Source organism: Mesorhizobium sp. M4A.F.Ca.ET.050.02.1.1, assembly GCF_003997725.1.
GTDB lineage: Bacteria > Pseudomonadota > Alphaproteobacteria > Rhizobiales > Rhizobiaceae > Mesorhizobium.
The window spans coordinates 25,097-31,286 of the sequence record NZ_RZSG01000010.1 but is presented as its reverse complement, the minus strand read 5'-3'; the positions used below and the strand labels follow the sequence as shown (position 1 = coordinate 31,286).

The 6,190-nt window shown below is 63.3% G+C and carries 7 protein-coding genes and 1 pseudogene; 5 read left to right on the top strand and 3 right to left on the bottom strand.

Annotated elements, in window-relative coordinates; translation table 11 throughout:
- The 3 genes and pseudogenes from EOA33_RS01960 to EOA33_RS01950 all read right to left on the bottom strand — a co-directional run.
- Positions 1 to 237 (bottom strand): TCP-1/cpn60 chaperonin family protein (locus EOA33_RS01960; protein WP_281033501.1); only part of this gene is annotated, 237 nt, incomplete at its 3' end.
- A 65-nt stretch (positions 238 to 302) separates the two neighbouring features.
- A pseudogene (gene groES / locus EOA33_RS01955) lies at positions 303 to 596 on the bottom strand (co-chaperone GroES); the annotation flags it as partial.
- A 62-nt stretch (positions 597 to 658) separates the two neighbouring features.
- The gene (locus EOA33_RS01950) at positions 659 to 1,006 is read right to left on the bottom strand and encodes a hypothetical protein (protein ID WP_063169239.1); all 348 of its coding nucleotides are present in this window, start codon (positions 1,004 to 1,006) and stop codon (positions 659 to 661) included.
- Positions 1,007 to 2,016: 1,010 nt separating this feature from the next.
- Here EOA33_RS01950 and EOA33_RS01945 point away from each other — a divergent pair.
- The 5 genes from EOA33_RS01945 (at position 2,017) to rlxS (ending at position 6,156) form a co-directional block, all read left to right on the top strand.
- Positions 2,017 to 2,340 (top strand): DUF736 domain-containing protein, encoded by a 324-nt coding sequence (locus EOA33_RS01945; protein ID WP_024505644.1) that lies wholly within the window; start codon positions 2,017 to 2,019, stop codon positions 2,338 to 2,340.
- A 181-nt stretch (positions 2,341 to 2,521) separates the two neighbouring features.
- The gene (locus tag EOA33_RS01940) at positions 2,522 to 2,791 is read left to right on the top strand and encodes a helix-turn-helix domain-containing protein (RefSeq protein WP_024505645.1); all 270 of its coding nucleotides are present in this window, start codon (positions 2,522 to 2,524) and stop codon (positions 2,789 to 2,791) included.
- On the top strand, positions 2,788 to 3,336 hold the full coding sequence (locus tag EOA33_RS01935; RefSeq protein ID WP_024505646.1) for a S26 family signal peptidase: 549 nt from the start codon (positions 2,788 to 2,790) through the stop codon (positions 3,334 to 3,336). The genes EOA33_RS01940 and EOA33_RS01935 overlap by 4 nt, the downstream gene beginning before the upstream one ends.
- Positions 3,324 to 4,007 (top strand): lytic transglycosylase domain-containing protein, encoded by a 684-nt coding sequence (locus EOA33_RS01930; protein ID WP_024505647.1) that lies wholly within the window; start codon positions 3,324 to 3,326, stop codon positions 4,005 to 4,007. Before EOA33_RS01935 ends, EOA33_RS01930 begins: the two co-directional genes overlap by 13 nt.
- A gap of 178 nt (positions 4,008 to 4,185) precedes the next feature.
- Entirely contained in the window at positions 4,186 to 6,156 is a 1,971-nt protein-coding gene (rlxS, locus tag EOA33_RS01925) for a relaxase/mobilization nuclease RlxS (protein WP_024505648.1), read from the top strand.
- Positions 6,157 to 6,190: the final 34 nt, after the last annotated feature.

The following is a 6,190-nucleotide window of genomic DNA, read 5'->3' as shown; positions in this document are numbered from 1 at the left end:
CGAAGCAACTTCGCGGACCATCTGCGCGCCCATGTTTTCGAACTTGTCCTCAAGCTCGATTTCCTTGGCGACGGTGACGCCGTCCTTGGTGATGCGCGGGGCGCCGAACGACTTGTCGATGACCACGTTGCGGCCCTTGGGGCCGAGCGTGACCTTCACCGCGTCAGCGAGGATGTTGACACCGCGCAGCATGCGCTCGCGGGCATCGCGGGAGAATTTTACGTCTTTGGCAGCCATTTTTAGCTCCTGGCAGGGGCTTCAATCGAGCCCGGGAATTCAGTTGACGAAAGGGCCTGATATGAGCCGATGATGCCCATGATGTCGGATTCCTTCATGATCAGAAGGTCTTCGCCATTGAGCTTGACTTCCGTGCCCGACCACTTGCTGAACAGGATGCGGTCGCCGGCCTTGACGTCCAGCGGGACCAGCTTGCCAGCTTCGTCACGAGCGCCGAAGCCGACAGCGATGATCTCGCCTTCCTGCGGCTTTTCCTTTGCCGTGTCGGGGATGATGATCCCGCCAGCGGTCTTGGATTCGGATTCGACCCGGCGAACGACCACGCGGTCATGCAGCGGGCGGAACTTCGACTTTGCCATTTTCGGATTTTTCCCTGGTGCGCTGTTGAGGGGTTTTTGTTAGCACTCGCGATGGACGAGTGCTAACGCGATAGTGAGGTAGGCTGTAAGCGGGCACTCGTCAAGACGGACGAGGGCAGGCGAGGAGCTCTGGCCCCCTCCCCGGTGGAACCCAACGCATACGCGGCATCCGCGTTGATGGCTGCGAGCCCCACATTTCCATTGAATTCGGCGTCATGACGCCAACTTGCTCGCGCCGCTTCCAAGTCGTCAGTCGTGCTGCCGTCAGCACGAACATAGGGCTGCGCTTCACTTCCCGTCGAAGCCGCGGCAAGCAGCGTCGCCGTCAGCACGCTCCTTTGCAGATGCTTGCCAAAGGTGGACAGTGAGCGCACCTGCGCCGGGCTGTTGGTGCGAACGTAAGACGTCATTGACAACTCCTTTTTGCAAGTCGAGCCCCTTCTCCACCTTCGGCCGCCGTCGACGCGAAGAAGTCCGCATCGCGTTGAAGACGAGCTGCGAAAAAGAGAAAGATGTGTTTGATGGCTGCGGCCCCAACGGTGCCTTCAGATTTGAGATCACTTCCGCCGCGAGCGGCTGAAGCTCCTCGCAACGTCAAATCGAATCTGCTGCCAAGCCTCCAGGAAAGGAGAGCATTGCTCATCTCGCGCTTGTGCATGCAGTCAACCTTCGATCCGTGTTGCCACATCAAGAGCAAATGCCGTGCCAAAGCTCACTGGGAAGTGAACGCATGGCTCTCCCTGAAAACCTCACAAATCCAGCATGGTCAATTGTGCGGAACCCGACATGCGTCTTCTGCCACTGTCAGCTTTCGGACAGGCATGACGCGTTTCGCGCCGACCACCGGTCGATCGGTTTTGGGGCCGGTCTGTTCGCCTCATAAGAGCGCGTTACATTGCGTAGCGGTTTCCCGAGCGCCGCCACATGACACTGGACCTGCAGGTAGCACCGGCTTCTCATCCAGCCTTACTTTGGCCCCCTCGCGTATCAAATTCCCGCTGGCGAGCCCTGCTTTCATAGATCGCACCATGCCGGATGTCTGCTCTGGCGCCCGACCCGCTGGCACGATCTCGATCCGGCATAAGGGCGCAGCATCTTTGCAGGCCGTTTCATCCCGGCGTCCTGCTTGGCTGACAGACCGCACTTGGCGAGCGGTCTCCATGCTCTCTCCAAGGACCATCCCTGCGGCTGGCTTGTCGACCTATGGGCGGGTCCGGCCGCCCGAAACCCTCGCGCCATCAGCTTTTTTCCCCGCCGCCTGCGGCGGCTTCCTCGCGCCGCTTCGCTCACAAAAAAGCTGCCCGCTCGGGTCCTTCACTGTCGCTGCGGCCCTGTCGGATTCAGGCGGTCCTGACGCGCCCATTACGGTGCGCCATCGCAGGGGATGGTCCCCGGCGAAACCACAAAAGGAGACTTCGAAATGACCGCGATCGGTTACGTCAACAAGCAGGAAAACGGCGCCTACAAGGGCCAGTTCAAGACGCTCAGCGTCCGCGCCGACATCGATATCGTCCCCAACCAGGCCAAGAGCGCCGATAACCATCCCGACTTCCGGGTGCTTACGCAAGGGGTCGAAGTCGGCGCTGGCTGGATCCGCACCGGCGAGACTTCCGGCAAGGATTATGTGAGCCTGTCGATTGCAGCGCCGGAGTTCGGACCGCGCAAGCTCTACGCCAATCTCGGCCGAGCCGCCGGCCAGGACGATCACGACACCTACGCCATCATCTGGAACCCGGCCGACTGACCGGCCGAGATAAGAGCCTCGCGCCGCAGCCCCGGCGCGGGGCTCATTCCCAGGAGTTCCACCCAAACCCCGTCCGCCCTAAAGGGCGGCGAAAACTCTCCCCCGACTCTTCGCCCGTCCCCGAGACGATCTCCCTCGCCCATCCTCGCCCTCGCTTGTCCGAAGCGAAACGAGGATCATCATGGACGACGAAAACGAACGCGCGGCCCGCGCGAAAAAGGGCAGCCCGTTTCTCAGCACAGCCCAAGCCGCCTTCTATATCGGGCTCTCCCAGCGCACGCTCGAAAAGATGCGGCTCAAGGGCGGCGGCCCGAAATTCCGCAAGCACGGCCGCTATGTCCGCTATCACATCGACGAACTCGACCATTGGTCGAAAGGACACCCGCAGCACTCCATCGCCGGCGATGGCAAGGCCGGTTCCGGCCAGGGCGGCACGGGAGGCCGTTCATGAGGCGGCGCCCTTCCATCCATCTGATCGGCAGCCGCCTGAGGCGTGTTCGAGCCCGTAAGACGGTCGCCTTGGCCGCGGCCGGTCTCGGTCTTTTGGGCTTCACGGCGCTGGGAAAGCCCGCCCCTTGGCTGGTCTGGAACGCCTCGGCCAGCGCGCCGATCGGCCTTTACCGCATCGCTGCGGGAGCGCTGGCGCGTGGCGATCTCGTGCTCGTGCGCCCGCCTGAATACGCGGCGTATCTCGCCGCCGAGCGCAGCTATCTGCCTCGCAATGTGCCGCTGGCAAAACGTCTTGCAGCGCTGCCGGACGATAATGTCTGCGCCTTCAATGACGCCATCATCATCGGCGGCGACATCGTCGCGCGCCGGCTCAAAATCGACGCCGAAGGCCGACCTTTGCCATGGTGGAACGGCTGCCGAGCGCTCGGGGATAACGAGGTTTTCCTGCTCGGCAGCGACAAAAACCGCTCCTTCGACAGCCGCTATTTCGGGCCTGTTCCCACTCAAAATGTCATCGGGAGGCTCGTACCACTATGGACCGAGTGACCCTCCTCTTGTTGGGCATGATCGCCATTGCGCCATGCGCCTGTTCCGCCTCGACCGGCGCTGAGCCGGTCGCCATCTCCCAAAGTCCGCAGCTGCGAAAGTGGCAGACGTTGGTATCGGAAGCAAGCCGGCGCTTCCATATTCCCCAAGCCTGGATCTATGCCGTCATGGCTGCCGAAAGCGGCGGCAAGACAATGCGCGGCGGCCGCCCCATCACCTCCCCCGCTGGCGCCATGGGCCTCATGCAGGTGATGCCCGGCACCTATGAAGAGATGCGGGTCGAACACGGCCTTGGGCCTAACCCCCACGATCCGCGCGACAATATCCTGGCCGGCACGGCCTATCTCAGTGCCATGTATGACCGCTTCGGATTTCCTGGCCTGTTTGGCGCCTACAATGCCGGTCCCGAGCGCTACGACGAGCATTTGAAGCGTGGCAAACCGCTGCCAGAAGAGACCGTCGAGTACCTCGACCAACTCAAGGCGGCCGGAGTTTCGGCGGCCGACATCGAGGCGTTCGAAAGCCAATCTGTCGCTCCAAAGGCGCAAATCGCTCCTCTCGGACGGTCGCTGTTCTTCATTCATGACGGTGTTCACTCAGGCGTGCGAAACGGCGATCTCTTCGTGCCGCTCGGCAAGGACGGCGCGCAGCCGAAGGAGCCGGTGCGTTAGCCATGGCGGACGGGGGCGCGTCTGGCGGGGCTGGGCGCGGAAGGCAAGATAAAGGTACCGCCTCCAGGAGGCGGTTAAATCTTTGTCTGCACATCGTTTTTCCGGGAGGCTGCCGCCGGTGCCAAGAGGGTTTGACGTGTAAGTGTCTGATTTTGCTTGATATGTCTGGGAGGCTCGCATTAAGGATGACGAGTTCAGGCCGAAGCTCGGCAAAATCGGGTCGCGCGGCTCGAAGGCCGGCAAACGCTATGCCGGCCAGGTTCGTGCGGCGATCAACCGGGCTGGCGGCCGGCCGCAACGCGGTGGTCGCTTCACAGGAAGCCGGACAGGGCGCGGCGGGGCGGCCGCCGCACTGCTGAAATCGCGCGACCGGTATGCCGCCTTCCGCCAGCGCCGGGTGATCGTCAAGGCGCGGGTCGTCAAGCTCGCCGGCAAGGGCGCGGACGGGGCGCGTGCCCATCTACGCTATCTTCAGCGCGACGGGGTCACCCGCGAAGGTGAACCTGGCGAGCTCTACGGCGCCGACAGCGGCCGCGTCGACGGCAAGGCGTTCATCGATCGCGCGGACGGCGACCGCCATCAGTTCCGCTTCATCGTCGCTGCCGAAGACGGCATCGAGTACGACGACCTCAAGGCGCTGACGCGGCGGCTCATGGCGCAGATGCAGGAAGACCTCGGCACGAAGCTCGACTGGGTCGCGGTCGATCATTTCAACACCGGCCACCCGCACAGCCACATCATCGTCCGTGGCAGGGACGACCGTGGCGAGAACCTGGTCATCGCGCGCGAATATATCTCATCTGGCATCCGCGAGCGGGCGGCCGAGCTGGTCAGCCTCGATCTCGGTCCGCGAACCGACCGCGAGATTGAGCTTCGCCTGCGCCGGGAAATGGAGCAGGAACGCTTCACCAGCATCGACCGTCGGCTGCTCAGCATGCGTGATGATGACGGCCTGGTCTCGCCGGGCGGTCCCGACGCCATTCGCCAGACGCTGCACCAGGGACGGCTGCGCAAGCTCGAGCGGATGGGTCTGGCCGCGGAGGTCGGCGCTGGCTCCTGGCGCCTCGACGATGAGCTCGAAGCCACGCTGCGCCGCACCGGCGAACGCGGCGACATCATCAAGACCATGCACCGCGAACTGACCGGCAAGGGGCTTGCCCGCAGGGCCGCCGACTGGGTGATCCACGATCGATCCGGCGAGCCCGTCCAGTCTCTCGTCGGTCGCGTTGTCGCGCGTGGACTGGCCGACGAGATCAATGACCGCCATTACATGATCGTCGACGCCGTCGACGGTAAGAGCCATTGGATCAACATCGGTAGAGGCGAGGCGATGGAAACGATGCCTAATGGCTGCATCGTGCGTGTCGCGCCAAGGAACACCGAGCCGAGGCAGGTCGATCGTACCATCGCCGAAATCGCCGCCGCGCATGGCGGCCGTTACGACGTCGATATGCACCTGAAGCATGACCCATCCGCCACCGAGAGCTTTGCGCGAACGCATGTGCGGCGGCTGGAGGCGATCCGCCGCGCGACCGGCGGCGTCGAGCGAGAGCCGAACGGCACCTGGCTCATCGCGCCGGACCATCTCGATCGCGTCGCGAATTATGAGGGCCAGCGGGCCAGGGCCGAGCCTGTCGTTGCCGACAAGCTCTCCTCAATGGCGCTGGAGCGACAGGTCAGCTTCAACGGCGCCACCTGGCTCGACCGGGAGCTGGTTGCCGATAGACCCGAGCCTTTGCACGGATCCGGCTTCGGCCGCGACGTGAGAGAGGCGCAAGCTCGCCGGCGGCAGTGGCTGATCGCGCAAGGCCTCGCGCATAAAGAACAGGATGGGATCGTCTATCGAGCCAACATGCTTTCGATCCTGCGCCAGCGAGAACTGAACCGTGTTGCTGGCCAACTGTCGGAGGAACTTGGCCTGCCCTATGCCGAAGCGCGATCCGGAGGACGAGTAGAGGGTACGCTCCGCCGCTCCGTCGAGCTTGCCAGCGGAAAATATGCCGTCGTTGAAAAGTCGCGCGAGTTCACGCTGGTGCCATGGCGGCCGGTGCTTGAGCGCCATGTGGGCAAGGAGGTCTCCGGTGTCGTAAGTGGGGAGGGGATTTCATGGACCGTCGGCCGGCAAAGGAGCGGACCTGGTGTTTCGTGAGATGGTGTACAGCTTTTTAGCCAGCGGCGCGGGC